The 22,347-nt window shown below is 40.6% G+C and carries 42 protein-coding genes and 1 tRNA gene; 17 read left to right on the forward strand and 26 right to left on the reverse strand.

What is annotated here, in order from left to right; genetic code table 11:
• Nucleotides 1-210: 210 nt before the first annotated feature.
• The 25 genes from AWW68_RS07475 to AWW68_RS07595 form a co-directional block, all read right to left on the reverse strand.
• The gene (locus AWW68_RS07475) at nucleotides 211-495 is read right to left on the reverse strand and encodes a hypothetical protein (RefSeq protein ID WP_068218862.1); all 285 of its coding nucleotides are present in this window, start codon (nucleotides 493-495) and stop codon (nucleotides 211-213) included.
• A 162-nt stretch (nucleotides 496-657) separates the two neighbouring features.
• Nucleotides 658-876: a hypothetical protein gene (locus AWW68_RS07480; RefSeq protein WP_157717563.1), complete on the reverse strand. Its 219-nt coding sequence runs from the start codon at nucleotides 874-876 to the stop codon at nucleotides 658-660.
• 212 nt (nucleotides 877-1,088) lie between these two features.
• On the reverse strand, nucleotides 1,089-1,490 hold the full coding sequence (locus AWW68_RS07485) for a hypothetical protein (RefSeq protein ID WP_068218868.1): 402 nt from the start codon (nucleotides 1,488-1,490) through the stop codon (nucleotides 1,089-1,091).
• A 63-nt stretch (nucleotides 1,491-1,553) separates the two neighbouring features.
• A complete protein-coding gene (locus tag AWW68_RS07490; protein ID WP_068218871.1) occupies nucleotides 1,554-1,751 on the reverse strand; it encodes a hypothetical protein in 198 nt (65 codons plus the stop codon).
• Between the two features lie 168 nt (nucleotides 1,752-1,919).
• Nucleotides 1,920-2,123, reverse strand: coding sequence for a hypothetical protein (locus AWW68_RS07495; RefSeq protein ID WP_068218874.1), 204 nt, complete (start codon nucleotides 2,121-2,123; stop codon nucleotides 1,920-1,922).
• The gene (locus AWW68_RS07500) at nucleotides 2,117-2,410 is read right to left on the reverse strand and encodes a hypothetical protein (RefSeq protein ID WP_068218877.1); all 294 of its coding nucleotides are present in this window, start codon (nucleotides 2,408-2,410) and stop codon (nucleotides 2,117-2,119) included. The genes AWW68_RS07495 and AWW68_RS07500 overlap by 7 nt, the downstream gene beginning before the upstream one ends.
• Before the next feature lie 163 nt (nucleotides 2,411-2,573).
• The gene (locus tag AWW68_RS07505) at nucleotides 2,574-2,936 is read right to left on the reverse strand and encodes a hypothetical protein (protein ID WP_068218880.1); all 363 of its coding nucleotides are present in this window, start codon (nucleotides 2,934-2,936) and stop codon (nucleotides 2,574-2,576) included.
• A gap of 19 nt (nucleotides 2,937-2,955) precedes the next feature.
• On the reverse strand, nucleotides 2,956-3,201 hold the full coding sequence (locus AWW68_RS07510; protein WP_068218883.1) for a hypothetical protein: 246 nt from the start codon (nucleotides 3,199-3,201) through the stop codon (nucleotides 2,956-2,958).
• Nucleotides 3,202-3,283: 82 nt separating this feature from the next.
• Nucleotides 3,284-3,943: a hypothetical protein gene (locus tag AWW68_RS07515; RefSeq protein WP_068218886.1), complete on the reverse strand. Its 660-nt coding sequence runs from the start codon at nucleotides 3,941-3,943 to the stop codon at nucleotides 3,284-3,286.
• 44 nt (nucleotides 3,944-3,987) lie between these two features.
• Complete coding sequence (locus AWW68_RS07520) at nucleotides 3,988-4,179, reverse strand: hypothetical protein (protein ID WP_068218889.1); 192 nt, start codon at nucleotides 4,177-4,179, stop codon at nucleotides 3,988-3,990.
• A complete protein-coding gene (locus AWW68_RS07525) occupies nucleotides 4,173-4,547 on the reverse strand; it encodes a hypothetical protein (RefSeq protein WP_068218891.1) in 375 nt (124 codons plus the stop codon). Before AWW68_RS07525 ends, AWW68_RS07520 begins: the two co-directional genes overlap by 7 nt.
• Entirely contained in the window at nucleotides 4,541-4,966 is a 426-nt protein-coding gene (locus AWW68_RS07530) for a hypothetical protein (RefSeq protein WP_068218893.1), read from the reverse strand. Before AWW68_RS07530 ends, AWW68_RS07525 begins: the two co-directional genes overlap by 7 nt.
• A 43-nt stretch (nucleotides 4,967-5,009) precedes the next feature.
• Nucleotides 5,010-5,273: a hypothetical protein gene (locus AWW68_RS07535; protein ID WP_068218895.1), complete on the reverse strand. Its 264-nt coding sequence runs from the start codon at nucleotides 5,271-5,273 to the stop codon at nucleotides 5,010-5,012.
• Between the two features lie 134 nt (nucleotides 5,274-5,407).
• Entirely contained in the window at nucleotides 5,408-5,740 is a 333-nt protein-coding gene (locus AWW68_RS07540) for a hypothetical protein (RefSeq protein WP_068218898.1), read from the reverse strand.
• A 181-nt stretch (nucleotides 5,741-5,921) separates the two neighbouring features.
• Complete coding sequence (locus tag AWW68_RS07545; protein ID WP_157717564.1) at nucleotides 5,922-6,485, reverse strand: antirestriction protein ArdA; 564 nt, start codon at nucleotides 6,483-6,485, stop codon at nucleotides 5,922-5,924.
• A gap of 84 nt (nucleotides 6,486-6,569) precedes the next feature.
• Nucleotides 6,570-6,872: a hypothetical protein gene (locus AWW68_RS07550; protein WP_068218904.1), complete on the reverse strand. Its 303-nt coding sequence runs from the start codon at nucleotides 6,870-6,872 to the stop codon at nucleotides 6,570-6,572.
• 1,096 nt (nucleotides 6,873-7,968) lie between these two features.
• Nucleotides 7,969-8,325, reverse strand: coding sequence for a hypothetical protein (locus AWW68_RS07555; protein ID WP_068218907.1), 357 nt, complete (start codon nucleotides 8,323-8,325; stop codon nucleotides 7,969-7,971).
• Nucleotides 8,322-8,534: a hypothetical protein gene (locus tag AWW68_RS07560; RefSeq protein ID WP_068218910.1), complete on the reverse strand. Its 213-nt coding sequence runs from the start codon at nucleotides 8,532-8,534 to the stop codon at nucleotides 8,322-8,324. The genes AWW68_RS07555 and AWW68_RS07560 overlap by 4 nt, the downstream gene beginning before the upstream one ends.
• Nucleotides 8,531-9,058, reverse strand: a complete 528-nt coding sequence (locus AWW68_RS07565) for a hypothetical protein (protein ID WP_068218913.1) — start codon at nucleotides 9,056-9,058, stop codon at nucleotides 8,531-8,533. Before AWW68_RS07565 ends, AWW68_RS07560 begins: the two co-directional genes overlap by 4 nt.
• A 135-nt stretch (nucleotides 9,059-9,193) precedes the next feature.
• Nucleotides 9,194-9,373 (reverse strand): hypothetical protein, encoded by a 180-nt coding sequence (locus tag AWW68_RS07570; RefSeq protein ID WP_068218916.1) that lies wholly within the window; start codon nucleotides 9,371-9,373, stop codon nucleotides 9,194-9,196.
• A complete protein-coding gene (locus AWW68_RS07575; protein ID WP_068218919.1) occupies nucleotides 9,370-9,771 on the reverse strand; it encodes a hypothetical protein in 402 nt (133 codons plus the stop codon). Before AWW68_RS07575 ends, AWW68_RS07570 begins: the two co-directional genes overlap by 4 nt.
• Complete coding sequence (locus AWW68_RS07580; protein WP_068218923.1) at nucleotides 9,768-10,073, reverse strand: hypothetical protein; 306 nt, start codon at nucleotides 10,071-10,073, stop codon at nucleotides 9,768-9,770. The genes AWW68_RS07575 and AWW68_RS07580 overlap by 4 nt, the downstream gene beginning before the upstream one ends.
• Nucleotides 10,070-10,327: a hypothetical protein gene (locus AWW68_RS07585; RefSeq protein ID WP_068218926.1), complete on the reverse strand. Its 258-nt coding sequence runs from the start codon at nucleotides 10,325-10,327 to the stop codon at nucleotides 10,070-10,072. The genes AWW68_RS07580 and AWW68_RS07585 overlap by 4 nt, the downstream gene beginning before the upstream one ends.
• A gap of 171 nt (nucleotides 10,328-10,498) precedes the next feature.
• Entirely contained in the window at nucleotides 10,499-10,798 is a 300-nt protein-coding gene (locus tag AWW68_RS07590) for a hypothetical protein (RefSeq protein WP_068218927.1), read from the reverse strand.
• A 264-nt stretch (nucleotides 10,799-11,062) separates the two neighbouring features.
• Nucleotides 11,063-11,136, reverse strand: a tRNA-Gln gene (locus AWW68_RS07595).
• Nucleotides 11,137-12,932: 1,796 nt separating this feature from the next.
• On the opposite strand from AWW68_RS07595, the gene AWW68_RS07600 reads away from it, so the two are divergent.
• The 17 genes from AWW68_RS07600 to AWW68_RS07685 all read left to right on the forward strand — a co-directional run bounded on the left by AWW68_RS07600 (nucleotide 12,933) and on the right by AWW68_RS07685 (nucleotide 21,995).
• Complete coding sequence (locus AWW68_RS07600; RefSeq protein WP_068218930.1) at nucleotides 12,933-13,199, forward strand: hypothetical protein; 267 nt, start codon at nucleotides 12,933-12,935, stop codon at nucleotides 13,197-13,199.
• Nucleotides 13,196-13,573 (forward strand): hypothetical protein, encoded by a 378-nt coding sequence (locus tag AWW68_RS07605; RefSeq protein WP_068218933.1) that lies wholly within the window; start codon nucleotides 13,196-13,198, stop codon nucleotides 13,571-13,573. The genes AWW68_RS07600 and AWW68_RS07605 overlap by 4 nt, the downstream gene beginning before the upstream one ends.
• A gap of 123 nt (nucleotides 13,574-13,696) precedes the next feature.
• Nucleotides 13,697-14,740 carry a DNA cytosine methyltransferase gene (locus tag AWW68_RS07610; RefSeq protein WP_221405976.1) on the forward strand — a complete coding sequence of 348 codons (1,044 nt, stop codon included), beginning with the start codon at nucleotides 13,697-13,699 and terminating at the stop codon, nucleotides 14,738-14,740.
• The gene (locus AWW68_RS07615) at nucleotides 14,740-15,231 is read left to right on the forward strand and encodes a hypothetical protein (RefSeq protein ID WP_068218936.1); all 492 of its coding nucleotides are present in this window, start codon (nucleotides 14,740-14,742) and stop codon (nucleotides 15,229-15,231) included. The genes AWW68_RS07610 and AWW68_RS07615 overlap by 1 nt, the downstream gene beginning before the upstream one ends.
• 178 nt (nucleotides 15,232-15,409) lie before the next feature.
• Nucleotides 15,410-16,396: a hypothetical protein gene (locus AWW68_RS07625; protein WP_068218941.1), complete on the forward strand. Its 987-nt coding sequence runs from the start codon at nucleotides 15,410-15,412 to the stop codon at nucleotides 16,394-16,396.
• Nucleotide 16,397: 1 nt separating this feature from the next.
• A complete protein-coding gene (locus tag AWW68_RS07630) occupies nucleotides 16,398-16,652 on the forward strand; it encodes a hypothetical protein (RefSeq protein WP_068218944.1) in 255 nt (84 codons plus the stop codon).
• Nucleotides 16,649-16,879, forward strand: coding sequence for a DUF3310 domain-containing protein (locus tag AWW68_RS07635; protein WP_068218947.1), 231 nt, complete (start codon nucleotides 16,649-16,651; stop codon nucleotides 16,877-16,879). Before AWW68_RS07630 ends, AWW68_RS07635 begins: the two co-directional genes overlap by 4 nt.
• Before the next feature lies 1 nt (nucleotide 16,880).
• Nucleotides 16,881-17,150 (forward strand): hypothetical protein, encoded by a 270-nt coding sequence (locus tag AWW68_RS07640; RefSeq protein ID WP_068218950.1) that lies wholly within the window; start codon nucleotides 16,881-16,883, stop codon nucleotides 17,148-17,150.
• A 16-nt stretch (nucleotides 17,151-17,166) separates the two neighbouring features.
• The gene (locus AWW68_RS07645) at nucleotides 17,167-18,600 is read left to right on the forward strand and encodes a metallophosphoesterase (protein ID WP_068218953.1); all 1,434 of its coding nucleotides are present in this window, start codon (nucleotides 17,167-17,169) and stop codon (nucleotides 18,598-18,600) included.
• A gap of 84 nt (nucleotides 18,601-18,684) precedes the next feature.
• Complete coding sequence (locus AWW68_RS07650) at nucleotides 18,685-19,029, forward strand: hypothetical protein (protein ID WP_157717565.1); 345 nt, start codon at nucleotides 18,685-18,687, stop codon at nucleotides 19,027-19,029.
• Nucleotides 19,026-19,712, forward strand: coding sequence for a DUF6808 domain-containing protein (locus AWW68_RS07655; RefSeq protein ID WP_068218959.1), 687 nt, complete (start codon nucleotides 19,026-19,028; stop codon nucleotides 19,710-19,712). The genes AWW68_RS07650 and AWW68_RS07655 overlap by 4 nt, the downstream gene beginning before the upstream one ends.
• On the forward strand, nucleotides 19,712-19,960 hold the full coding sequence (locus AWW68_RS07660) for a hypothetical protein (RefSeq protein WP_068218961.1): 249 nt from the start codon (nucleotides 19,712-19,714) through the stop codon (nucleotides 19,958-19,960). The genes AWW68_RS07655 and AWW68_RS07660 overlap by 1 nt, the downstream gene beginning before the upstream one ends.
• The gene (locus tag AWW68_RS07665; protein WP_068218964.1) at nucleotides 19,960-20,298 is read left to right on the forward strand and encodes a hypothetical protein; all 339 of its coding nucleotides are present in this window, start codon (nucleotides 19,960-19,962) and stop codon (nucleotides 20,296-20,298) included. The genes AWW68_RS07660 and AWW68_RS07665 overlap by 1 nt, the downstream gene beginning before the upstream one ends.
• Entirely contained in the window at nucleotides 20,295-20,648 is a 354-nt protein-coding gene (locus AWW68_RS07670) for a hypothetical protein (RefSeq protein WP_068218967.1), read from the forward strand. Before AWW68_RS07665 ends, AWW68_RS07670 begins: the two co-directional genes overlap by 4 nt.
• Nucleotides 20,645-21,313 carry a hypothetical protein gene (locus AWW68_RS07675; protein ID WP_068218970.1) on the forward strand — a complete coding sequence of 223 codons (669 nt, stop codon included), beginning with the start codon at nucleotides 20,645-20,647 and terminating at the stop codon, nucleotides 21,311-21,313. Before AWW68_RS07670 ends, AWW68_RS07675 begins: the two co-directional genes overlap by 4 nt.
• A complete protein-coding gene (locus tag AWW68_RS07680) occupies nucleotides 21,310-21,546 on the forward strand; it encodes a hypothetical protein (RefSeq protein ID WP_068218972.1) in 237 nt (78 codons plus the stop codon). Before AWW68_RS07675 ends, AWW68_RS07680 begins: the two co-directional genes overlap by 4 nt.
• Nucleotides 21,547-21,650: 104 nt before the next feature.
• Complete coding sequence (locus AWW68_RS07685; RefSeq protein ID WP_068218975.1) at nucleotides 21,651-21,995, forward strand: hypothetical protein; 345 nt, start codon at nucleotides 21,651-21,653, stop codon at nucleotides 21,993-21,995.
• A 130-nt stretch (nucleotides 21,996-22,125) separates the two neighbouring features.
• Here AWW68_RS07685 and AWW68_RS20255 read toward each other — a convergent pair.
• A partial coding sequence (locus AWW68_RS20255; protein WP_221405977.1) for a hypothetical protein occupies nucleotides 22,126-22,347 on the reverse strand: 222 nt, incomplete at its 5' end.

The raw sequence follows: 22,347 nt of genomic DNA on the forward strand, positions 1-22,347 counted from the left end.
CGTCTGATACCTGCGAACGTTTGGTCGAATTTGAGTAGCTACATGTTCGTACCTCACATTCTCGCTCCTCTGCATTTTCAACCCATCGCTCTGCGCCAAGTCTAGCTTGCTGTTTATGGTAATTCACCGCTACTCAAACTGCAACCAAACAGCCGTATATCTGCAATAAGCTGGCAGCTAGCCTTGATCTGAAGACGCGCTCTCAGAATATTAAATACTATGTTCATCTTTCCTCCAAGATGAAGATGCAGATGAACTCATAAACCCTTGGGTACGTTTTAATGATAGTACATCAATTAGTTGCCTTGCCTGAGTATCACTTATTTGTGTTTTCAGTACCGTAATGGGTGAATCTTTTCTCAGGTATTTCACTAGAGTAAACTTTTCCTCCCATTGAATCAAACACCATAAGTGATTCCATCGTTTAATTGTTTTTTCAATTGATACGGTGTTCTCACCACTATCATTAAAACTTCCAATTACTACATCAGTCATAAATCGTATTTAATATTCTTTCTCGCTTACTTCAGATATACGCAGAGCGTTGGCGTTCATGCCCCGAATGGGACGGCTGCCCACTCCCTACGGTCGCTCCTTGCAGCCTCATGAACGCCAACAGTTCTCAGCTTTGGAGAAATGCACAATAAATATGGATACTTAGGAGCATTCCAGATCCCAATCTACATCCCAACCTTCTGCGCCTACTTCATCATGCAACCTGTCCTTCATATTCATCAGAACATCAGAATCACAAAGCGTTTTGTTGTGCCTTGCACTCAACCAGCATTGGATGTCTAAAAATGTAACACCCTCTTTTTCGAACGTTTTTTCCAATTCGTCAAAACGCTCATCCATCGTTTTCAATGTTTCGCTCATAATATTTATTGTTTAATCTAATCCGTTACTTTAGTACATGGCACGAAACGCCAACTAAGGCGTATGGTGAATAACTCACCCCAACAAGCATTTCCCCAAATGGCCAGTAACAATTCTCCTTTTCTTCGTACCTCAGAAAACCATTGTTACTCACCATACGCTGAGAACTGTTAGAAAATAGAATGCTCGCTGCGTACCTCGCTCACTATGATTTATTCATTTAAGTGTGTTATATGCAGATTAGTACATTTAAGGCAAATAATATTGCCAGTTCTAGGTTCCTTATGGAAATTAGGACTAGTACACACACATAAATTCTCTAAATCAATTCTAGTTTCTAACGCTGCACTGCTCGTATGCGCTACTGTGTCGGTGCTATCCGCTTCGCATTCCAGATTTCTAACATCCGCGTAAGCATCATGCTTTACATCTGGCGCATCCGAAGCATCTATCTCGTTTTCAGCCTTTAAAAGAGAAATTCTATTCTTTAACATATCTACTTCTCTCTGATAATGGTCAACTGAAGAGTTGTCAAACTCAGTAATCAGTCTATGAGCTGAAATCATTCCAATCAACTTCATCTCTAATAATCCTATAAACCTTTCGTTATTCATAATATTCTCTTTTAAATTCTTTCACTCGCACGATGCTTACGCAGTGCAGCCTTGTGTGCAATACTACGCTTCCGTAATATTTTCAGGCACACCATCTAATTCATCACACATCCATGTATCTTCTTGCGTTTCTCCACCACTATGCACAATTGGCATTAAATCACGTTCTTCTGCTATTCTCATAGCTTCTGCTAAATTTTCAGCCTCTACCTCTGTATAAACGCTTATAGTTACGTTAGCTGTTAAAAGATACTTATTCATAATTCGTACTGCACACAACACAGTATGTAAAACAGTGGGGTGTTGTGTGTCTTTTTAGCCCACTTGCACTTAATAAAGGTTATCGGTTTCGGATAGGTAAGCGCATACTATCTCCACCGTTTCATATACTCGGCACGTTTGGCTCTATGCCCTTCGAGGCACGTAGCCTTACCTTCCGATCTGAAAGTCTGAGAAGAGCTGAGATTTGATTTGACTGGCTTGTCTTAAGACCGTTTCGGAACGGCCTTCAACCATCTTTTCGAGCAATTCAATTCTATACCTTACCGTGTGTTTTGCTTCGGTAGTAAGTAGGGGCTGACCGTTTATATATAGATCTTGGTAGCCCTCTAGTGTTAGTCTTTTTTCTAGCATACTTCTACTTGAGAATGAAATGTCCAAAAGCCTGCTTTCCTGATTGCTTCGGTTAAGTCTGACTGAAGGGTAGGAGGAGTGCTATTTCTTCTGAATAAAGAAATGCTTGTGAATTGTTTGTCTGCTTCCCATTTCCATTGAGCGATTCGGGTTCCGTTTTTGAATAGAGAGTAGCAAAAGCCTCTGTTTGACTCTGACTCCAAGTGAAGCTCGTAATTTCTGAGTGTTATAATGTTTTGTGAAGGCTCCCTGGTGGCCTTGAATACTAATCTGTTAAGTGTTTGCATCTTTTTATAGTGTTTTGTTTGTTACTGTAATTTAGGGTTTTAGGTGTAGAAAAACAAGAAATATTTGTTTTTATTAAGGCTGTTTGCGAAAAGAGGGTACTGGCTCTCGCTTCCCCTCTATCATTCAACACTAAACAAAAATATCTTTTAAAAACGGCCTTACTTAATTAAGCCTAGGCCTGTTTTGATTCGCAATGTTTCCATCTTCCCATTTCAAATATGCAGAGTACCACGCCCAGAGCATGTCCGCTATTTCCTCAATCATATCTAGAGGCAGTCCGCTAGGGTTTACGTGCATTACTATCGTGTGCTTTTCTTTTGCGTCTGCCACTATTGGCGATTGATAGCTGTACTTTTTCTGAAAGTTATCGGTAGTAATAGCCACAGGCTCTTCATTACTGAACACCTCGAAAACTAAGCCAGTTTTAGGCTGACAAACTACCGTTCGGTCTTCTAGCTGGTGAGTGGCGCCTGTTTGATCGTCTAAAAAGGCGAAACTAGGGAGTGATAAATCTATTAGCTTCATAAATCTTTAAGTCGAATATCTACTGTCTTCTTAACAGCCTTATCATTTTAATCGCAACTTCTTTTTTGACAGGAACAGTTATTGAAACTATACATTTATCAAATGAATTTTGGTTGTGATGGTCAGAAATTCTAACCACTCCTTCATTTGTATATATATAAATAGACTGGTCGGAGGTTGTTTGCTTTGTCCTGTCAATAGTTAACCCTATCTCCTGAATAACAGGTATTACTAAATCCCTAACTTCCTTTATGCTTTCAATCATTTTGTGGTCTTTTTTAAATATGGCCGAGTACAAAGCCCTCGGCCAAGGCTTTTCTCGCAGAATTAGCGAGAAACTGCGAGAGTTAGTCTTTGGTTTCTTCTAGCTCAATACTTAACCCTAATCCGTCTATTATTTTTTGGTCGGTAGGCTGGTTTTTAAAGTGATTCCATTTCCATTCCCTGGCCTCGTATAGTTCGCAATTGACAGCTTCGAGTATCTCTTCATCTGACAGGGTTTTAACCTTCGTTTTTTCTAGTAGAACTTGAGCCACAGGAGACCAAACCCTTTCGTGATTTGTTGTTACTAAATCAGACTCTAATTCGTTATGGCCTCCGTATCTAATTTCTAAGAAGTTCCGAGCATAACCAACGTGTTTTTCGTAAGACCATACCAGTACAATGTCGCCTTCAATACTTCTTCCATTATTAACACAGCCTCTCCATACATCATCAAAAGTTTCCACATCAAAATAGTTAATGTATTCTTCGGCAGTATCGAGTTCGTCCTCACACTCATTAATATCACTTACTTCAATTCCCTTTTTTTCAACCACTGGATGAAAACCGATTTCTAACTCGATTGATTTTGCGTATTCAATAGCCTTGTCTAGTTCAAAAAAGAATTTGGAATCTTCTCTCTCTGGGTCTGCTGTATCTTCCCATCGGTAGGCCAATGCTTCGAATACAAGCGCATATTCAGTGTCGTGATGAGTTTCAATTGTAAATTGTTCTAAGTTTTTCATGTCGCTAATTTTTGTATGTAAATATAAATCTTTTAAAAACGGTCTTAATCTTGAATAACTTTAAATCCTCCTGGGGTTGCTTCTTCTATTCTTACGTTCTGTTTGGTGGTTTTTGCAGAATATACCAGACCATGCTTTCCCCAATGTATAGAGGCTGACAGTTTGCCGTCTTCGTAGATCCTGACAGACTGAACTCTTCCGCGTCCTCCGTTGGTTTTGTCTAGCTGGATTAGCATGATAAGTCCTTTCTTTCTTGGTCAGACAATCTCCTGAAATCGTAAAGGACACAATCCAGTCCATAGTTGGCAGCCCATCCAATTTGATTAAGTTTGTGAATGATTCTGACACATTCCTCTTTTTGGTTTCCATCTTCGTCAAAGTCTGACATGCATTCCTGAACAAATTCTGGTAGCTCGTCATATTCAAAGATTAAATCTTCTTGCTCTGTTCCGTTCAGGCTGTGCCATAAATCGCCTAACCTGTTTTTCAAAACTATTGCTTGAGATTCGCTTTCAGTATTCCCTTTCTCTGGCATTCTGAGAATCATATCTTCTAATGTTGAAAGGTGAGATTCGAACTGGTCTTTAAAGTCCTGGATTAGCATGACTGCACCTCCTTTTCCGAACGGTCTTGATTATACCATTCGATAAACTCTACAACTGCATTGAAAGATGCATCAATTCTAGCCTCCCCTTCAGCTTCTACTATAAGTAAATTATCTCTTGACATTATTGAGGCCGTGTAATTTTGAATGAAATTTGTGGCCTGAAAGAAATAATCTGTAGTGGATTGATCCTTAATGCTATTGATAGACTCAATCTTCTCAACTACTGGCATTAACCAGTCCCAAGAGGAATGATATTTCATTTCTGAAGGGTTGAAAAAATGCTTTCCTTCTTGCTCGGTTACGTCAAGAGTGGCGCACCCGTGAATATCAAAGTCATTCGGGGCGTATCTTTCGGCCCCCATAAACTCGGCAATTAATCTGTTGCCTTGAGTGATTGTTTTGTTTGTTGCTTGCATTTTGTTTTGTTTTTAGTGTTAAGTGCGTTTCGGAACGGCCTTACTAATAGAGGTAAGTTTCCATTATTACTAGTGGATAATTGATCCCTTCTGCTTCAATCTCTACCTCCCACTTAATTTCTCCATCAAATAAGTTGGGCAATTCATCATGGTTGAAGTCTGCAATATCAAAGTGCTCTGATACTGCTTGAATGAATCTTTTTTTGAACCCATTAATGGATGTTTGGCTATTGTAAACGCCTGTAATAGTCCCTATCATTGGGATTCTCTCGCCTGAGGTTCTTTCTATTATTGTAAAGTCTTTCATGTTCTGTTTGTTTAGTGTTTGATTTTTCACTCATTAAGCCCGTTTTGCCTGCTTAGTGAGTGGAGTTTGCTACATTGTTTTAGTTGGCCTACTCGCTTTTGCTTTCGGCCTTACACTAAAACAACAAGTCTCTTTTATTTGCCTAGTGCTTTTTTGATTGCTCGTTCTGCATCTAAGTAGGCATTCAAAACTTCATCACTCTCTTCTTTCGTGAGCTGTGACTTTATGTTCTTGAGTGCCTTGCTTGCCTTGTCAAGAGCCTCAAGAAGTTGTGGTGCTGCTGCTATTAGTTGGGCGTTGGCGATGTTTTTTGCCTTTGTGTCTATACCTCCTAATGGCATTGGTAATATGCATACTGGCGTGCCTATCTCTCCTGCTTTTACTATAGACTCTCCTTCTGGGCTTAATAGGCTTAACTCGCTAAACTTAGTCCACCATTCTCCCTTTGTTCCTTTAAATTCTTTCATTTGTTCTAGTGTTTTTTGGTTATACAAACGGCCTTACTTCAGAATCAATCCTATTACTACTAAGGCTAGGCCGATAATCATTTTTATATAGTCTTCTTTGGTTAGGTCTTCCATTGTTAAGGCTGTTCGTTTTGGAAATGCGGAGCTTTTAATGGCAAGCCCCAAGCCAAACGGCCTTAAACTAAATAGCCCTAAAGTAGTGCCCGTTAGATTCGTAATAGTCTATCATAAGGTCTCTAGCCGCCCACTCCCAGTCTATATGCGTATAAGGCCAAAAGACTTTTTCGTTCGTGTAGCCCAATTCTTCCGCAAGTTCTTGCGCAAAGTCCGCATCGCTTGAATATTCGCCCTGATAGCTCTCCTCTAGGGCATCAAAGAATTTATCTACATCTTCAATGTCATAATTACCGAGATTAGCAAAGGCTTCAATCACCTCATAATCGTACGGGCAAGCTTCGCACTTTTCAAAAAAGCTGTAAAGGTTCTCAAAATCATCTTCACCCATACTTTCAGAATAGAAGTCTTTAGGAAAGCCTTCAAAATCTGTTATCATTATTTCCTCGCGAGTGCTTCCAAATTCATCGAGTGGGCTTTTTTCGTCTGCTTGTTTGAAATGCTCAGAAATGTAATCCATAAGCTCAGAGGCATCTGAAAAATCTGAGAGGTCAACCCAGTGCCCAAACTCAAATTGTGTTCCGTTGTTGTAGCTTGCGTAGTCTGTTAAAAATATTCTTGCGTTTTGCATCTTGTTTTGTTTTAGTGTTAAATGTTTTGTTTGTGTAACGGCCTTAATTAAAAGCCTTGAACCCATGCAGAGAATCGAACTCTGCTAATGTTCCGAGATGGGTTTATGATTGTCGGCAATGTGTTTTTTTGTAAATGCTCTTACCTCCATATCCCAGTCTTCCCCTCCGTTTGAATAATGTGCTTCCCAATCAAAATCCAAAGGGAACGCCTCAATAAATCTTTTTGAAACCTCTAAGCCTATGTCATAGCAAGCCATAAGTCCAATATTTGAAAGAAAAGACTTTGCGTAGCTGTTTTCTTTTTCTTCTAGTATTTCTCCCATTGCCATCCCTACCACAATAGCGGTAGCTGTCATTTCTTCATTGTAGTTGCTCTTGTTGCTCATTTCTTTATGTTTTGCTTGTGATGATGTTTCAAAGGTCGCGGATTGAAATTTAATAAACAAGAAATACTTTAAAAAAATGATTAATAAAAATGTAAAGTGTTGAAAATGAGTATTATAAAGATTGAAATAATATTGTAAAGATTTATAAACGGTCTTAATTAAAAGGAAAAACTACTAATAGAAATACATATATAGAGAGTAAGCAGACGGGCGAAGCCCGCACACCTTTAAGTCCTGGATTTAGTTAGATTGGTTGGGTTTGTTCGGTGAATACTGATAATGTGGGTTATAGAGTCAAAAAGGCCGATTATGAAGGGTTTGAGTAGGTTGGGAAAAGTTGGTTTGGGTTAGGTACTACTCAAGAATTGAGAATATTTACGAAATATCGGGAAAAACGAACAGCTAGAATTGTATATTTCCAAGAAAGTAAGCTATGAACAGAGAAAAAACAAATCGGCCTTTTTGATACCGTTAATAGCGATTTCCCCTAAGCGAAACATCACAATTTGAGACTTCCCAATAATAGGACAAAACAAGTACGAAGGATTTCGTAGTTAATAGTCTTCTCAGTCACTGGCTTGCACACAAAGCGCACACAATTCCCTTAAAAAGGGCTTTCATTGGCTTTAAATGGCCTTGAATGTTAACTATAAATTAATCTAATGGCCTTTTTTTAGCCTTCTGAGCTGTTTTAGTTTCCTTTGTTTGTGGGTTTAATGAGCTTTTTTCGGACTCCAGGGGAAGACTCCACCCCGTCTAGGTTTTTGGATTTCCCATGGGTTTTTGGGAGGGGGTGTTTGTAGGGGTAGCCCCAACCATCATCCACTGTACAAAACCCTGTATTTCCATGACCCATTTTAAGCCGTTTTAAGCCCTCCAATCATTCTATTGGCACAATCACACCATAACAAGTATAACTTTACAATACAGGCAAAATAAAACCCCTAAAAACTTGTCTTAGAGGTTTTGGTAAAATGCGTGGTTTTGATCTTTTTACACTTGGGGCATCTATGTTGGTGGAAGAAAGCGTAAGGGTGGTCGATTGGGTTTCCTTTTGGTTTCCATTCGTGTTTGCAGAAGAGTTGTTTCAGGATTTTCATCTTAGTTGCAGTTCTTCTCCAGTAAGTGCGAAGTATAGGTTTTGGAGTTGGTGTACGTATTGGATTGCGTTGGTTCTAATCCATGTCAGGCTTCCGTCAACTTCTGAGTGGTTGTATATGTAGTATCCATCTTTTAGCTTTACTAATGCGTAGTTGCAGCATGGGGTTACTCTGTGGTTTTCTTTTTCAGGCCAGAACCAGAGTTTGGTTAGCCATTCATCGGTTAGGGGTATTGGCTCGAAGTTTTTGTAGTTCTCATCACTGAAGTCTTTTGACTCAACCTCAAACACATAATCATTCCCTTCTGCTGTCCAATTATACAGATTGCCTATTCTGAGTTCTTCTGGGTTCATTGTACTTCTTGGTTTAGTATTGGGAAGTGTTTGTTGAAGATTGAACGAACCTGGTCGATGGTCGCTATTTTGGCCTCGGTTGAAATGATGTCTTCTTCGTTTTTCTCCTTTCTAGCTATATGTCTCTGTTCTGAGAAGCTGTCTTTTAGTTTTTGGAGGTCATTTAAGAAGTTTTCTTTACTTCGGGCTTCTGCGTTAAAGGTTCTCATTTCTTTATTCTGATTTGCTCTGGTTTTACTCCCTTTAGTTTTGCTATTTCTGAGATGGTGACTTCGATTAAGGGTGTTTGGTTAAGGGGCTTCATTTGTTCGTAACAGGAATGTTCGAACATCTCTTTCTTCTCAAACTCGGCCTCATATGCCTTTTTTACTGTGGTATATGGAGATTCAGACCCCTCTATTTCAAGTAAGAAAATCCTTTCCATCCACTCTATATCTTGGGAATTTCTAACCAAAACCCTTTCACCTCTTTGTGGTTTCCATTCAGTATCTTGATTGAATATATGACTCATGAACAAGGGAGCGAATCTACCGCTGTTTATCCTATGTACTCTATTGGATCTGCCTGGGATTTCGTAACAATCTCCTTGCGTATATGGGGGTGTCCATGCAGTGTCGATTTTGAAATTTCCCTCCATAGAATAAACCTTCTCTAAGAATTTATTAAACCCTTCTTCGGGTAAATCGCAGTATACTGAGGCTAATCCGTTTCTGAATTTTTGTAAGTCGTTCATTTCTTCAAGAATTTGAATGGGTTATCAATGATTTCGTATGCTTTGTATCGAGTCCGTTTGTCTTGGCTGTAAGTACAGGCTTGTGTGACTAGTTTTTCGAACTGTTTGGGGGTGAATGTTAGGGTTGCTTCTTGCTTATCGTGCATCCTGATTTTCAAAAATTTTTAAAGTCTCACGACAATTAATATGAATTTCTAAGGCTAGGGTTAAGCCTTCTAGTATTCCTTCTTTTAGAGTATCAGAGTATTGATCGTTGGTAGGCTTTTCTTCTACTTCTCTAATCTTTTCGTAGAGTTGGTCGATGTGGGTGTTCATGCTAGAGTTTCTTTGGTGAGTTCCTTGAGTACTCTTGTTTCATCTCCTTTTTCTACGGTGTATTGGTAGGTCAATTCTGGCAATTGGCTTGTGTCTACTGTTAACTTAGTGACTGTCCAACCTCTTACTGTTTCTCCCTGCTTGTACTTGCTTGGGTTTAGCTGTTGCCATAGGTCGATTAAGGCTGTTTCTAAAAGCTCTACTCTTTTTTTGGTGAAAGAGGCTTCTAGTTTAACTTCAGGAATGGCACTGTTTAGTGTTTCTACTATTGAGTTTTCAAGCCTAAGCCTACTAGCCCTCTCATTCATGATTTTACCGAAGTTCTTTACTGTTTCGGCAGCAATTCTTTCAACCCTTTTCCTAGAAGCAGGCCAATTATCTTTAATCCATTGTATCATCTTATGTGAGGGAGTTTTGATTTGTTTGCTATTACGTTTTTGCCAAGAAGGATCTCTTGTTTAAGGCCGTTTGTAAATAGTTCGACCGTATTGCCTTTAAAGTTTACAGAATCGCAAACTAGGGTAGTAGATGCATCTGAGCCGACCACTGTAAAAGTTACCGAAACGGCCTTACCCTGAATAGTCGGGTAGCTCTTCTCTGCACATGAGTCTATGATAATGATTAGCAGTCCTATGGCAATGATAATCCAGACTAGCTTTCTCAAATCGAACGGAGGTTGTTCTAAAGTATAGTGACTCATTTCTTCACCTCCTTTTTAGGTAGGTATTTGGCTATATGATTGTCGAAAAAAGAAATCCATTCTTCCCTGTCGTTAAATGACCAGCTTGTATCTGTTTTGATGGTGAAGAATGTTCCGTCTTTATCCGAAATATCTAAAGCCTGAGTAAGTATCTTGACCTCCATTTCCTCGTATTCATTACTAGTCTTTTCAAGTGTGTTTCCATCTTGAAGGAGGCTTATTGTTAGTTGGGTGGTATTGATTACTTCGCTCATTTTATCTCAGTTTGATTGTTAGGCCAGAAATGTTCGCAAGTAGTATGGGTGTCGCTCTTCTGAATGTTTTTCCAGAAGTCGCTATATGATTGCCACATTTCGTTAGGTTCCGAAGTGTATCTGTGACACTTCTCCTTTAGAGGACAGTCAGTACCAATGCATTTAGAAATATCAGGCATCTTGAATCATCTTTAAGACCGTTTCAATAGGGTGGTCTAGCTCCATACTCATGTAAGAGTCAGTCTCTACTAGAGTTCTCTTCCTGTTGTCGATAAACTCGTGGAAGCTCACTATTCGGTTGACATCAATGTATTCACTGACAGTAAATTCATCGGTCTCTACTTCAAATAGAAACGGGTTGTCTTCCTTGCCCTCGATCTCTCTTAGCACACGGTCGCTCAAAGAATCATTCTTGTCTTTTTCTTTTTCCTTGTATTTTATTGACCTGAACTTGACATACTTAGCTTTCATAGTTTGTGATTTAAAAGCTGTAACGGAAGGCCTCGAACCTTCATAGAGGGCTTTCGCTTGTCTCTGCCTCCGAGATAGGGAGGTGTGTCTGCCAATTCCACCACGTTACAGTATTTGGCAAGCTTTAATCTATCGGCACATCACCATGCCTTAGTGTTTGTGTTGCTACTTGCCTTGAGAGGTTTACTGTCCTCAAGCCTCATTCGTCAGACTAGCTTCCTGCAATGAGTTTTATCGTCCTAGTGCTAGTTCAGATAAAAGCTGATGCCTCGTCAGGACTCGAACCTGAAATCTCCTGAACCAAAGTCAGGCGTGTTAACCAATTCCACTACAAGGCACTTTAAAGCGACACTTCGGGCCTTTCAAGGTTTCTGTCTGCGAGAGTTAACGGAGGTGTGCGCGCCCCTACTACAAACCTTTTTTCGGGATTAATACACCTATCTACACAGATACAGCTTCACTATGTCGCTTTAAGTTTAAGTAAGACCGTTTGCAACCAGCCTTACTTGCAAAAGACATCAACTGGTACGATTCAATCCATTACGGCTTTTGAGTTCGCTTGATGTACTGTTTTTCTTTAAAAAGGGGCTACTATTGACATTCACCCCTTTATTCTAAGTCTGTTATTTTATCATTTTAAGGCAAATGAAGCATTCTCATCGCTAGGAAGCCTTGTCAGTTTTAGGATTAACTCAGTAACCATTCAGCGCTCCGAAGGCTTCTTTAACGACTAGCCTTCCCCTCCTGAACTCGATCATCCAGAAGTCGGTCAATATTCGAGGGTTATCGTAACACCCTCAACGCCTGCTTTTTTAAGCCTAGACCTAGCTAGCAAGTTGGTCAGTTATTTAACCCATAACAGGGGGAGTCTGTAACACTTCCAGAGTCCGATCGTCCGCATACTTCCCAGTAACTCTATCAATCGTTTTTATCGGAGAACATCTTTAATTTCTTCACACAAGATTCAGGTGGTTTCTCTGGAACCAAGCCTATTAATTAATATCCTTATGCTTTAAGAATGAACTAATACAGGTCTTTCTTATTGAAATTTGCACGCGCTATAGGCATCGAACCTATCACAGTCGGTTTTGGAGACCAACTCGCCAGCCAAGGAACATGAGCGCATGTTTTACGAATAGGCAAGATTTGATACTTGCATGGATTGATTTTATGGAATCTAATCTAGTGATTCGCTACTAATCACCCCGACTTAAAACAGCATAAGGACAAGTACTAACTGTTTACCGTAGGACGTTTCCTTTCGGAAGATCGCTCTTACCCACCGTGCCCCCAATGGTCAATCCTAATCCTATTAGCGTATACTTATCACGACCCCATTACCCTGTTTATGTACGTTACAGTCAGGATTGCGCTTCCGCCACTATTCGTAAATATTTTAAAGCGAGACAGGACTCGAACCTGCATTGGATGTCCCACAAGGGCTTTCACCTTGCAGCCAGATTAATTCACCTGACTAAGAACTATGGAGTCTCTTATCCTTCAAAGAGACCACGTTCTAGCGTATCCATTTCCGCCACTCGCTTTAATTTTCTTATCTCAAAGAACTTGTTTTAAGACCGTTTCTAAACAGCCTTATGATACAAACTAACGGAGTCCGCGATTAAAAAACAAGTAAAACTTTAATAAATTTGAATTGACTAGAAAATAAACAAATTAATATATATGTTGTGTTAAGATTGGAGTAGACACACCACAGGCTACCCCGCATAACCACCTACTAAAGGTAGAGTTGGGAATTGAGGCTTATTCTTTTACTGATGTTGCCTCATAGCCTATCTGTCTTCAACCTCCCCCGCAGAGTTTATTGCGCTTGGTGTAGTTGTTATGCGTATGGTTTCCGTGCCTGTTAGACGGGTTCCTTATATAGCGCAAAGGGAAGCAAATAAAACTAAAACCGATTTTTAGAAAACATCACCTTTCAAGGGAATCGCTGCTCGCTGTAACCTATAATGATGCAAACCTATTTATTCGGGGGTAAAAAAACAAGTTTTATAAACATAAAAAATACATGTTAATCGCTTCATATAGTCTTTAAATGGCCTTAATCAATAAAAAATAAAGAAATTCTTTATAAAAATTAGGAAATCAATCACGGATTACTTTACTTTGAATCATGGAAGAGCAAGAAAAACTTTCTATGGCATGGGTTAACGAACTCATGTCTATAAGTAAAAATGACGACAGGGTTGAAGGATTAAGACTGGATGTAAACCAAGAAAAGTCTGGAGCTATTGAGTTGAAGTTTATTCAGGGCAATGAGGTGATTCACAAGGCTGTATATCCCGACCGACCAACACTAGAGAGGTCATTCCCTGCTACACTACTCTTCATTATTTCAGAAGGCATAAAAGAATTTCACAACAAACGTAAAAAAAGATGAATACCAAGACAGCAAACGGCACTAACACTACAAGCCCATCAGTAGACAGAGGGATTTACAATTTCGACAGAAGAGAAGATTGGGACAAGTCGCCAGCCTTTACGGAGCAAATGAGACAGTTGTTCCAGAAAAACCCTTCAGAAAGAAGGTTCAAAGAGGGCGATACTGCTTTGGTTGTTGACACCAAGAATTACAAAGGCTTTGATCTGCTAGAAGAATTTCAGGTAGACAGCGTGGATGGCACCTGGGCGTACAGAAAAGACGGTAACTGCCTGCCTTTCTCGTGCCTGACAAATGTCTCCATGACTAAAAGGCAGAAAAGAGAACTAGAAAAGGCATTTAAAGAAGCTGAGTGTGAAGCTGCAAGAGCTTAAAGAGGCTGTGAATAAGGCCAATAAAGCTGAGTCAACGGCCTTAATCCTCAACAAAGTCCTCGAAATGGTAAGCAGAGGCGACAGCAAGGAAACAATTTTTGAAGTAGTTCAATATCTGAGAGATTGATTAATCGAAACATCACTTTACTATCTCTATTTGGCGGAATAGATGGATTTGCACTCGGTTTTCAAAGAGCTGGGTACAGCATAGAAACGCACTACTACTCAGAAATAGACAAATATGCATCGGCAGTAGTCAGACACAGATTTAAACAAGCAATTCATGTCGGATCAGTTAAAGATATTCAAGGGTCAGAACTCAAAAGACCAGACATTATCACTTTCGGAAGCCCTTGCCAAGATTTCAGCTTGGCTGGAAAAAGAGCAGGAATGGACGGAGAGAGAAGTAGCCTTATCCTCGAAGCAATTAGGCTCATTACTGAAGCCAGACCAAGTGTATTTATCTGGGAAAATGTTAAAGGGGCATTCTCCTCAAACTCTGGCGCAGACTTTACGGCAATCTTGCAAGCGTTTGCCAACATTGGGGGCTATCGACTTGAATGGCAACTGCTTAATACAAAGTGGTTATTACCCCAAAATAGAGAGCGAATTTACCTTGTCGGACATCTTGCAGAAGCGGGTAGCAGACAAGTATTTCCTATCGGAGAAACTTGTGAAGTCTTTATCAAAAAAAGAGAACGAGTTTCAGGGCGAGTTCTCTCCAAAAGTCCAGATGATGTAGCTAACTGCATAACATCTAGGTATTACAAAATGGGGAGAACAGATAATTACATACAAGTAAAAACCAACCAAAGCAACAGTAAAGAGTCGGGGGTAATTCAGATTATGGATAAAAAAAACTTTGGAAATAGCACTAAGCAACAAGATAGGGTGTACGACCCTAGTGGGATAATGGCTTGTCTAGGATCGAATAGACTTGAATCTAAATGCAACATCCAGATTGACAGAGAGGTGGGTGAAGGCAAAAAAATAAGAAGACTCACCGAGATAGAGTGTGAAAGGCTTCAGGGGTTCCCTGACAATTGGACTCAGTACGGAGATTTTGGCGATGGTATTGTCAAAGAAATTAGCGCAACGCAACGCTATAAAATGTGCGGAAATGCAGTAACAACAGATGTAGTAAAACTAATAGCAGAAAGACTCTAATGCCAGGAATAACCAAGAAAGCAAGAATAGACAAAGTCCTAGAGCGCAATTCAAAAAGGCAGGCACAACTAGGAGTAGACAGCACTTTTGAAGAAAGACAAGCAGCGAACGAGGCATGGCTAGAAGATTTAGCCGAGATATTCAGAATAGACCCTGTTAGAGCGCAGTCGTTCGTAGGAGCTAATGATTTCAATCCTGTTAAGGCCGTTTCCAAAATGGTTGGCGAATACTGTAAGCTTATAGAGGTTGGTACTGACATTGAAAAAGCAGGAGAAATCAGGGAAAGGGTAGAATACATCTTTGCTCAGTCTCACAACCTATTTCCGTTCGAGTTTGTGCTAGAAAGCCTGACAGGTTTAGGCGAGTCCGACCTAGAACTATACACCTTCGAGGGCTTGTGGTATATGGGCAAGATTAGGCCAGACGAGCTTGATACAGACGATTGGAAGTCAAGCCCAAGAGAAGCACTCACTAAATACTTGAACTCATGATGTCTTTAACCAATCTTATATTTCATGTTATCATTCTTTTTCTTCTCTCTAGGGTTTTGAAACATTACAGACCAGACTATTGGCCTAAAACCACTAGAGCGGCCTATTATTTCTGCCTCTTTTCAATAGGAGTTAACATAGGCGCAATCATTTACCTTTTAACCAAGCCATTATTTCAATGAGTTACCAAGGAACATACTCAGTAGCCATTGAGCTAGACAGCCTTATGTCTGACCAAATGGAGGTGGGCAACGGCCTTAAGCTTTATAAGTCCGTTAGCAGGACAGGAACCAAAGAAAAGGGCTTCTACTCTCACTTCCACAACATCAAAGGCAAAGTAGTAGGCACATGTACCCATAGTGGTAACATGATAATCAACCACGAGAAGTCTTGCCCTATCACAGATGCCGAGCGATACGAGAAAGTAACCACCACGGGCAATCCAGTAGACGTAGAAGCAGGCGACACGGTGTACTTCAGCTTTTTAGCGGTAGAAAACCCTGTAATCTTAGAGCAGTCGGCCAAGAAGGTAATCATCTCGGTCAAGTATCACGATCTCTTCTGCAAAGTGGTAGATGGTGAAATCAAAATGCTGAACCACTACTTACTGTACGAACCCTATCATGGCGAAGACATTGAAGAGTTTGAAGCAGGCAAAATCACCGTTAAGGGCAAAAGAATTAAGTACGGAACCCTAGAGCTAGTATTGCCAAGCTCAGGCCGAAAAATTGGTCATGGTAAGGTAATAGCAGCTAATAAAGGCATCAAGGGCGCTAGGCTAGAAGATGTGGCCGAAGGAGATACCGTACTCGTTCACAAAAAGCGAGAGCAAGAGGTAGAGATTGAAGGCAAAAAAGTATTCCTCACCTGGAATGTCAATGTCTTTGCTAAAATAGAAGAGAATGAGATTAAGCCTGTTGGCAAATACTTCTCTATCAAACCCGAACGGCCTCAAATAAAATCAACCCTTTTCATTCCAGAAACGGTGATCGACAAGCAAAAGATAACCGATGGTGAAATTACAGGGGTGGGTACAGCTTGTACATACCCTTTGCAAAAAGGCGACAGAGTAAGGTTTAACGACTTCATTCAGTTCGAGGGCTACAACGACATTCTGGCATTCGAAGGACAAATACTGTTTAAGTGGGAATCCAAACGGCCTTAAAATGAACAGATCCCAAAGAAGAAAAGAAACCAAGCTTGCCCAAAAGGAATACAAGCATGTAGGCTACTTAGAAGACTGGTTTATCAACTGCTTGTTTAGCGAAAAGGTAACACTAGACTATCGCACCCTACACCATGCCTTTGCCTTAGACTGGAGAAACGCAGCGATTCGATACAATAAGGACATTCGCAAAAGTTACGAGCCTCAGATTGACGAAAACTATTTAGAAACAGCATACAAACCACTAGAGAAATGAGCCAAACCTACGACTACATAAACCCTGAGCACTACAAAAAAGGCGATAAAGAGGTCTATGAAATGATGATAGACATCTGGGGAGTAGACGCTTATATAAAACACTGCGAAATGTGCGCCTTCAAGTATCGTATGCGACTAGGGGCAAAGCCAGATCAGCCCATTGAGCGAGACCTCAAAAAAGCAGAATGGTACGAATCCAAAGCAAACGAACTTAAATCCAAATAATATGAGCAAAAAGCAAATTATAGTAGAGACAATATGGAGGTCATTGGTTTACCTAGCAATCTCATTAGTCCCTTTTTTCATGCTTTCATTGATTCAAACAGAGTCTATCACTGAGTACAAAAAATGGGAACATACAATTGACTTCGTGGCCTTATTAATCATTTCTATCGGCTATTGTCTTACGGTCAAAGAAATTGTTTTCAGACCGCTTTACAAAAAACTAGGCAAAGACTACCGAAAGCCTCTTATCAAAATAAACATCATCAGGTAGCCACAAACAAAACGGAATGACTCAAAAGAGAGACTACAATCAGTTCAAAACTCAGATAGAAGAAGTTCTAAACGAGTGCCCAGAACTCAAAACAAACACCTCAATAGCGAGAGAGATGGTAAACCGAGGCAATCAGTACTCGGTAAACCACCTCAGACTAGTACTTACTAGCTATTTCGAAGACTACCCAAGAGAGGTGGTCGAAATTGAGGCCGAAGAGAAACAGCCTTACACCATCAAAAACAATTCGTATGTAATTGTAACTAAGCGAGGGAAAGTGACTTTCCCCATTGAAAAGGTAGACCAGTTCTTCTTTGAATACTCAAGGCATGGCAAAAACATGGACAGTGTTCAGATGATAAACAGGTACAACCTAAAGCCTTGGGAGTGGAACGCCCTTAAAAACCGACTATTACTCTACAAAAGCTCAAACATATTCTCGCCCCACACGGTAGAAATCACGCCAAAGGCTGAGTTAGAGCAAATGGTCGAAAGCAAGCTGCAAACGCTCACCGACAACATGGGCGAACTAGTAGAAAGGCAGTACTCAAAGCACATGCTCAAAGAGGCCAAAAAAGCCATAGAGAGAGATAGAAAAATAGAGCTGTTCGAAACCCTCTTTGAAACTACCGAGAGAGACGAAGACCAAGTGCCGCCTACTGTGGTTAAGACCGTTCTGGAACCAACCGAACGAGACCACATTGTAGTCACCATTTCAGACACCCACTTCGGAGCAAAAACAATGGGTTCTCGACTCATTAAAGATTACGATAGAGATCAGGCTACCGAGTGGATGAAAGAGGTGAGCCGTCAAATCAACAGCAGAAAGGCCAAGAAAGTCTCAGTGCTATTGGGTGGCGACTATATTGAGTCTTTCACAGGAACCAACCACGCCAATAGCTATCAAGGCATGGAGTATGGAGTGTACGGAAAGAAGGCTTACTTCAATGCCGTAGACATTCTCACTTCCTTCCTTGGCTCCATTGGCAATGTAGAACAAGTAATCGGAGTGTCGGGCAACCACGATAGGGGCGATGGAAGAAGAGATGTAGATGTAACAGGCGAAATCGGCCTAATGATTCTCGAACAACTCAGAAGAAACTTCCAACAGGCATTCCCAATAGAATACGACAGCCTTTTGATGTACAAAATCATTGACGGCATTGGGTACGGCCTTACACACGGTCACAACTCAATCAGTAAAAAGAAAGGCGAAGACCTAACCTTCGAATACGGCAACAATGGAGTTTACAACGTATGGGTTCAGGGTCATTTGCACGAGTTCAGAGTGCTCCAAAACTCAGTAAAAGTACTCAAAGTAGTTTCGCCAAGCATATTCCCTGGCAACTACTACTCAGAAGGGCTAGGCTTCAATTCAAACCCTGGCTTCTTAGAGTTCGAAAACGCAGGCAACGGAAAGGCTAAGTACACTCTTACGCCATTAGACTAAACTATACGCAAAAGGATATAAACAACCTGTTTATCCAGTAATTATATGCAAACAGATGTAATCAATCAAACAAACAAAACAAGAATGGGAAAATCCATATACTTCGTACAATCTTACGTCCCACATGACGAGGCTGTAATATCATCAAACATCTTCAAGCTGGTAACAATTGGCATGAATGAAAAAAAGCACGGATGGGTTTCAGTGCTTAATGAAGGAGGGATTGGAACAGGAACAGATAATTGGGGCGAGGACTCTAGAGTGTCAGCCATTATACAGGTTGTCAGACACATAGATCCCGATGCCAGATTTGAAGTCATAGAAACCAGTGACTTCGGGGAAGTGATTGAAACGCTTGAGGGGTTCGAAGAATTGCTTCAAGATGAACTAAGTAAAAGAGCTATCGAACTAAGAACCGCTGCAAAATGAGAAACCAATTAATCAAAATTCAATGGGTGGTGATTGCTGCCCTATTGATTCTCGGAATATTCAAGGTTCACGCCCTGAAAAGAGACAGAGACCTTAGCCAAACGGCCTTAGCTAAAGAGCAACAGTCGGCAACTTTCTGGAAAGACGCAACAGGCAAAGCCAGAGCAGAAGTAACAGCCGTAAAAACCGAAAAGCAAATAGCCAAAGAGGTTTACGAATCAGAGATAGACAGTCTCAGAAAGCAAAACATTGGCATTGGTCGCAATGGCAAAGGGCTAAACAGTGTAACCAACGTAACCACAGAAACCAGAGATAGCGTAATACTTAAGACCGTTTACGATACCCTAGTAGTCAACAATACAATCACGGTAAACGAAACCCTTCAGTATTCCGACAAGTGGACACAGTTCCGGTACGACCCCAAGACAAACGGCCTTAATTATTCATACACAGACTCCCTCTCCATTGTCAATTTCGACAAGAAGCAAGGGTTTCTCAAGCCAAGAGTCACCACCGTACAAGTAGTCAGTCACAACCCCAACAGCACCATTACAGGCTTAACCCAATTTGAGGTAGAGCACAAGCCCAAGAGAATGCAGTTCGGCCTTCAGGCAGGCTACGGAATAACAAACAACGGCCTTAGTCCATACGCAGGAGTTGGCCTCACAATAAGAATTTGGTGATGGGGAAGAGAAACATACTAACATGCCCGCCTAAATATCCTGAATACCAATCAAACAAGGAAAAGGGGACTATTGCAAGCATAGTTGAGGCGAGTATCAAAGGGGAGACATACAGAATGACGGTAAAAACTTTCTACACTGGCGGTGACCCGAAGTTCTCTGAGGCATTAAAAGACCACTTAAGGTCATGCCACTGGCATCAAAATAACATAGACCCTGGCTTTAAAGAGGTTGAAAAAGTAAGCTAATGTCAGGTAAAACCTCCAGAACCAAAGGCCACAACTTCGAGCGCCAAGTAGCTAAAGAAATGCGAGAGCTAGGCTTCAACGACTGCGAAACCTCTCGATACGCCAACAGAAAGCTAGACGATGCTTGTGTAGACCTTACCGAAACAGGCTGCTTCAGTATTCAATGCAAAGCATATAAGAATCAGCCCAACTTCAGAATCGAACTAGACAAGATGCCAGAAGACAGTAATTACAACCTAGTCTTTCACAAAGCACCTCGCAAGAAAGACCTTGTAGTAATGTACAAAGAAGACTTCTACGAGATAATCCAAATGCTAAAATCAGAGAAATTGATATGAACAACAAAAGACCATGCAATTGCCAATTAGAAATAGAAGGATGCTTCTGCGAGTGGGACGATGAAGACTTCTCTAAGCTAAGAACAAAAGAACTCAGTCTGCTTTGTGAAAAATTGAATCAAAAGAGAACAACAACAGTCATGAATAACCAAAAAGACCAAGTAAACGCATTCAAAAAAATTAGAGAAGTTCTCAATGGAGAACATGATGAAGAGGTCAAGTTGATTGCAACAAACGAGTTTATGAACCACGAGGATACAGTGGTAATTCCAATTGAAAAAAGAAGACACGCATTTGTCACCTCTCTAACCTACCGATACACACACAACGAATCTGGAGAAGAACTATGACAGAATCCCAAAGCCAAAACATGAGGTTCGATGTGCTAAACATTCCCTCAGACGAGAGAGGCCAAAAGCCAGACATATTAGAGCATTTCAAAGACCTTAAAGCCATAGATAGTTTTGCAGCCTACGCAGGGCAAATGAAGCCAAACGGCCTTAACAGAAATGCCCTAATCACCTACATCATTCTAGTGTACAGCCACGACTCATTCTTGCACCAAAGCCCAAAGTACAAGTTCGAAGAATTTAGCAAAAGAATGATTGTAGCCGCAGACCTAGCAGGGCTTGAAAGATTAGTAAAAGAAGACGGCTTCAAGAAAAATGTAGATAAAAGGCTCTTCAACCTAGAAGAAGACGAGTTTGTACTTATGATTCTGGAATACCTACGCTTTCAGTCCAAGTCAGACTGGTCAGAGTGGTGCATTCTCCAACACGAACTCATGGAGAATAACAAGATCCGAATGTCGCCCATTCAGGAAGATAAGGACAAAGACCAAATCGCAGCCCAAGAGAAGAAAGCAAAATTCAGGGCTGAATCCGAAAAGATTCGAGAAGCATTAAAAACCTACGAACTCAAAATATTCGGAGACAGAGACAGGCTAGTACAAGTACAGTCTGCCCAAAACTACTTTACCATTGAGAAACTAGTAAAAGGAGAAGAGACATTTTGATAGACATTAAGACCGTTGTACAAGCTTCGTATGAAAAGAACATGAGAATGCTCGCCAGATACAACGCAATCAAAGACAAGGTTACGTCCAATTTCGATGATGATGGTCACATGGATGTACTCAGAACAAGCATAGAGGGCAATAAGCAAACGGCCTTAACACACGGAATCCAACTGAGCAACAGCTTCATCAACAAGATCAAAGAAGAGTACAGACAATACTTTGAGGTGTAACCAACGGTTTGGGCTTTCGCTATACGCTGTGTTGGAAACACGTGACACAAGGTGAATGATGAAGTTATTTGAAAGGAAAAAGAAAAAGCATTTAAAATTTTGATATGAAAGAGGTTATAGAACTATTAGAACTTCATTTATCTGATGAAGTAGAACCGCAAATTGCATTTGATAAAGATATGGTTGAATCGGGCGATGCTATTAAATGGAGGCAAGATAGGCTTTCTGAGTTTAGGCAATTTGCGATTGACCTAAAGCAAGCTATCAAAATATTAAATGCAGCCCAATCCGAAGCCCTGAGCGTTGGCAACAATGAGCAGGCAAAGGAAGATTTTGAGGAAAGCTTTGTTGATTATATGGAAAGAACTTACGATTGGGATGAAGACGGTGACACACCAAGACAAATGTTTAACAGCTTTCTTAAAAGCTTAACGAATAAATCTGATTGACTGCGACCCTTGGGTCATTGTTGCCAACGGTTTGTGTATGGGTAGTGTGGGATTGGAAAGCACATACCTATCGAATAATAACAAAACTTAATAAATAGAAATTATGAATGAATTAAACGAAAAACCCACATTACTTATACACGGTGTTATGCCCCGTTTTTCTGCCGAAAGTTGTGAATGGGCAGTTAAAAGGGGTTACGTACCAACATACGGAGTAACTGGTGTAGTTGAATGTAAATATCACGAATGTAAAAGTCAACACTGCCCATTTTGGAAGGAATGCTTCGTTAAAGGCAGAACTATTCAGGTAAATATGTCCTAAATGGAACATAACGTTCGCAGGTATCAGACG

The sequence above is a fragment of the Roseivirga spongicola genome (genome assembly GCF_001592965.1).
Classification (GTDB): domain Bacteria; phylum Bacteroidota; class Bacteroidia; order Cytophagales; family Cyclobacteriaceae; genus Roseivirga; species Roseivirga spongicola.

Bases quoted from the DNA above. Each gene is read 5' to 3' on its own strand.
- AWW68_RS07475 (WP_068218862.1), bottom strand. From the start codon at position 495: ATGACTGATGTAGTAATTGGAAGTTTTAATGATAGTGGTGAGAACACC.
- AWW68_RS07480 (WP_157717563.1), bottom strand. From the start codon at position 876: ATGAGCGAAACATTGAAAACGATGGATGAGCGTTTTGACGAATTGGAA.
- AWW68_RS07485 (WP_068218868.1), bottom strand. From the start codon at position 1,490: ATGAATAACGAAAGGTTTATAGGATTATTAGAGATGAAGTTGATTGGA.
- AWW68_RS07490 (WP_068218871.1), bottom strand. From the start codon at position 1,751: ATGAATAAGTATCTTTTAACAGCTAACGTAACTATAAGCGTTTATACA.
- AWW68_RS07495 (WP_068218874.1), bottom strand. From the start codon at position 2,123: ATGCTAGAAAAAAGACTAACACTAGAGGGCTACCAAGATCTATATATA.
- AWW68_RS07500 (WP_068218877.1), bottom strand. From the start codon at position 2,410: ATGCAAACACTTAACAGATTAGTATTCAAGGCCACCAGGGAGCCTTCA.
- AWW68_RS07505 (WP_068218880.1), bottom strand. From the start codon at position 2,936: ATGAAGCTAATAGATTTATCACTCCCTAGTTTCGCCTTTTTAGACGAT.
- AWW68_RS07510 (WP_068218883.1), bottom strand. From the start codon at position 3,201: ATGATTGAAAGCATAAAGGAAGTTAGGGATTTAGTAATACCTGTTATT.
- AWW68_RS07515 (WP_068218886.1), bottom strand. From the start codon at position 3,943: ATGAAAAACTTAGAACAATTTACAATTGAAACTCATCACGACACTGAA.
- AWW68_RS07520 (WP_068218889.1), bottom strand. From the start codon at position 4,179: ATGCTAATCCAGCTAGACAAAACCAACGGAGGACGCGGAAGAGTTCAG.
- AWW68_RS07525 (WP_068218891.1), bottom strand. From the start codon at position 4,547: ATGCTAATCCAGGACTTTAAAGACCAGTTCGAATCTCACCTTTCAACA.
- AWW68_RS07530 (WP_068218893.1), bottom strand. From the start codon at position 4,966: ATGCAAGCAACAAACAAAACAATCACTCAAGGCAACAGATTAATTGCC.
- AWW68_RS07535 (WP_068218895.1), bottom strand. From the start codon at position 5,273: ATGAAAGACTTTACAATAATAGAAAGAACCTCAGGCGAGAGAATCCCA.
- AWW68_RS07540 (WP_068218898.1), bottom strand. From the start codon at position 5,740: ATGAAAGAATTTAAAGGAACAAAGGGAGAATGGTGGACTAAGTTTAGC.
- AWW68_RS07545 (WP_157717564.1), bottom strand. From the start codon at position 6,485: ATGCAAAACGCAAGAATATTTTTAACAGACTACGCAAGCTACAACAAC.
- AWW68_RS07550 (WP_068218904.1), bottom strand. From the start codon at position 6,872: ATGAGCAACAAGAGCAACTACAATGAAGAAATGACAGCTACCGCTATT.
- AWW68_RS07555 (WP_068218907.1), bottom strand. From the start codon at position 8,325: ATGAACCCAGAAGAACTCAGAATAGGCAATCTGTATAATTGGACAGCA.
- AWW68_RS07560 (WP_068218910.1), bottom strand. From the start codon at position 8,534: ATGAGAACCTTTAACGCAGAAGCCCGAAGTAAAGAAAACTTCTTAAAT.
- AWW68_RS07565 (WP_068218913.1), bottom strand. From the start codon at position 9,058: ATGAACGACTTACAAAAATTCAGAAACGGATTAGCCTCAGTATACTGC.
- AWW68_RS07570 (WP_068218916.1), bottom strand. From the start codon at position 9,373: ATGAACACCCACATCGACCAACTCTACGAAAAGATTAGAGAAGTAGAA.
- AWW68_RS07575 (WP_068218919.1), bottom strand. From the start codon at position 9,771: ATGATACAATGGATTAAAGATAATTGGCCTGCTTCTAGGAAAAGGGTT.
- AWW68_RS07580 (WP_068218923.1), bottom strand. From the start codon at position 10,073: ATGAGTCACTATACTTTAGAACAACCTCCGTTCGATTTGAGAAAGCTA.
- AWW68_RS07585 (WP_068218926.1), bottom strand. From the start codon at position 10,327: ATGAGCGAAGTAATCAATACCACCCAACTAACAATAAGCCTCCTTCAA.
- AWW68_RS07590 (WP_068218927.1), bottom strand. From the start codon at position 10,798: ATGAAAGCTAAGTATGTCAAGTTCAGGTCAATAAAATACAAGGAAAAA.
- AWW68_RS07600 (WP_068218930.1), top strand. From the start codon at position 12,933: ATGGAAGAGCAAGAAAAACTTTCTATGGCATGGGTTAACGAACTCATG.
- AWW68_RS07605 (WP_068218933.1), top strand. From the start codon at position 13,196: ATGAATACCAAGACAGCAAACGGCACTAACACTACAAGCCCATCAGTA.
- AWW68_RS07615 (WP_068218936.1), top strand. From the start codon at position 14,740: ATGCCAGGAATAACCAAGAAAGCAAGAATAGACAAAGTCCTAGAGCGC.
- AWW68_RS07625 (WP_068218941.1), top strand. From the start codon at position 15,410: ATGAGTTACCAAGGAACATACTCAGTAGCCATTGAGCTAGACAGCCTT.
- AWW68_RS07630 (WP_068218944.1), top strand. From the start codon at position 16,398: ATGAACAGATCCCAAAGAAGAAAAGAAACCAAGCTTGCCCAAAAGGAA.
- AWW68_RS07635 (WP_068218947.1), top strand. From the start codon at position 16,649: ATGAGCCAAACCTACGACTACATAAACCCTGAGCACTACAAAAAAGGC.
- AWW68_RS07640 (WP_068218950.1), top strand. From the start codon at position 16,881: ATGAGCAAAAAGCAAATTATAGTAGAGACAATATGGAGGTCATTGGTT.
- AWW68_RS07645 (WP_068218953.1), top strand. From the start codon at position 17,167: ATGACTCAAAAGAGAGACTACAATCAGTTCAAAACTCAGATAGAAGAA.
- AWW68_RS07650 (WP_157717565.1), top strand. From the start codon at position 18,685: ATGGGAAAATCCATATACTTCGTACAATCTTACGTCCCACATGACGAG.
- AWW68_RS07655 (WP_068218959.1), top strand. From the start codon at position 19,026: ATGAGAAACCAATTAATCAAAATTCAATGGGTGGTGATTGCTGCCCTA.
- AWW68_RS07660 (WP_068218961.1), top strand. From the start codon at position 19,712: ATGGGGAAGAGAAACATACTAACATGCCCGCCTAAATATCCTGAATAC.
- AWW68_RS07665 (WP_068218964.1), top strand. From the start codon at position 19,960: ATGTCAGGTAAAACCTCCAGAACCAAAGGCCACAACTTCGAGCGCCAA.
- AWW68_RS07670 (WP_068218967.1), top strand. From the start codon at position 20,295: ATGAACAACAAAAGACCATGCAATTGCCAATTAGAAATAGAAGGATGC.
- AWW68_RS07675 (WP_068218970.1), top strand. From the start codon at position 20,645: ATGACAGAATCCCAAAGCCAAAACATGAGGTTCGATGTGCTAAACATT.
- AWW68_RS07685 (WP_068218975.1), top strand. From the start codon at position 21,651: ATGAAAGAGGTTATAGAACTATTAGAACTTCATTTATCTGATGAAGTA.